Source organism: Mycobacterium sp., from assembly GCF_040398885.1.
GTDB lineage: Bacteria > Actinomycetota > Actinomycetes > Mycobacteriales > Mycobacteriaceae > Mycobacterium.
Genome location: NZ_JBBATF010000291.1, coordinates 1 through 1,797 on the forward strand (window position 1 = coordinate 1; position 1,797 = coordinate 1,797).

A 1,797-nucleotide genomic window follows, 5' to 3' on the forward strand; every position below is an offset into this window, starting at 1 on the left:
ACGGCAAGGGCGCGGTGATGCGCCTCGGCGACGAGGTCCGCCAGCCCATCTCGGTCATCCCGACCGGTTCCATCGCCCTGGACGTGGCGCTGGGCATCGGCGGCCTGCCCCGCGGGCGCGTCGTCGAGATCTACGGCCCGGAGTCCTCGGGCAAGACCACCGTCGCCCTGCACGCGGTGGCCAACGCGCAGGCCGCCGGCGGTATCGCGGCGTTCATCGACGCCGAGCACGCGCTGGACCCGGAGTACGCCAAGAGCCTCGGGGTGGACACCGACGCCCTGCTGGTCAGCCAGCCCGACACCGGCGAGCAGGCGCTGGAGATCGCCGACATGCTGGTCCGCTCGGGAGCGATCGACATCCTGGTCATCGACTCGGTGGCCGCCCTGGTGCCGCGCGCCGAGATCGAGGGCGAGATGGGCGACAGCCACGTCGGCCTGCAGGCCCGCCTGATGAGCCAGGCGCTGCGCAAGATGACCGGCGCGCTGAACAACTCGGGCACCACCGCGATCTTCATCAACCAGCTGCGCGAGAAGATCGGCGTGATGTTCGGGTGCTTCAACTACAGCACCAGAGTGCAACTGGCCGACGGGACTACCGAGAAGATCGGCAGGATCGTCAACCGGAAAATGGATGTCGAGGTGCTGTCCTACGACCCGGCCACCGACCAGATCGTGCCGCGCAAGGTGGTCAACTGGTTCAACAACGGTCCGGCCGAGCAGTTCCTGCAGTTCACCGTCGAGAAGTCAGCTGGCAACGGGAAGTCCCAGTTCGCCGCGACACCCAACCACCTCATCCGTACCCCGGGCGGGTGGACGGAAGCCGGGGATCTCATCGCCGGCGACAGGGTCCTGGCCGCCGAACCGCATCTGCTCAGCGAACAGCAGTTCCAGGTCGTGCTCGGTTCACTGATGGGCGACGGGAGCTTGTCGCCGAACCGGCGCGGCCGCAACGGTGTCCGGTTCGGCATGGGCCACGGCGCCGAACAGGTCGAGTATCTGCAGTGGAAGACCGAACTGCTCGGCAACATCGGCCACTCGGTGCGTGAGAACGCCGACGGCGCAAGATTCGTCGACTTCACCCCGCTGCCCGAACTCGCCGAGTTGCGACGCTCGGTCTACCTCGGCGACGGCAAGAAGTTCCTGTCCGAGGACTATCTGAAGGCGCTCACCCCGCTCGCGCTGGCGATCTGGTACATGGACGACGGTTCCTTCGCCGTCCGCTCCAAGGGTCTGCAGCAGCGCACCGAAGGCGGAAGCGGCCGTATCGAGTTCTGCGTCGAGGCGATGAATGAGGGATCGCGACTTCGCCTGCGGGACTATCTTCGCGACACCCACGGTCTGGACGTGCGTTTGGGTCTGGCCGGAGCGGCCGGCAAGGCGGTGCTGGTGTTCTCCGCCGAATCATCGGCGAAGTTCCAGGAACTGGTCGCGCCTCACATCGCTCCGTCAATGAGCTACAAGCTCCTGCCGCGATTTCGAGGTCAGTGTGCCGTCGCGCCGGAATTCGTCGAGCCTGCCCAGCGACTGGTGCCGGCGAGGATTCTCGATGTCCAGGTCAAGCCGCGGACTCGGTCGATGAACCGTTTCGACATCGAGGTGGAGGGCAACCACAACTACTTCGTCGATGGCGTCATGGTCCACAACTCGCCCGAAACGACAACCGGCGGAAAGGCATTGAAGTTCTACGCGTCGGTGCGCCTGGACGTCCGCCGGATCGAGACGCTCAAGGACGGCACCGACGCGGTGGGCAACCGCACCCGCGTCAAGGTCGTCAAGAACAAGGTCTCGCCGCCGTTCA

1 protein-coding gene is annotated in these 1,797 nt (G+C 66.1%); it reads left to right on the top strand.

Annotated elements, in window-relative coordinates; translation table 11 throughout:
• The coding region (gene recA, locus ADBZ5U_RS16140; protein WP_526811889.1) for a recombinase RecA at positions 1 to 1,797 on the top strand (1,797 nt) is incomplete at both ends.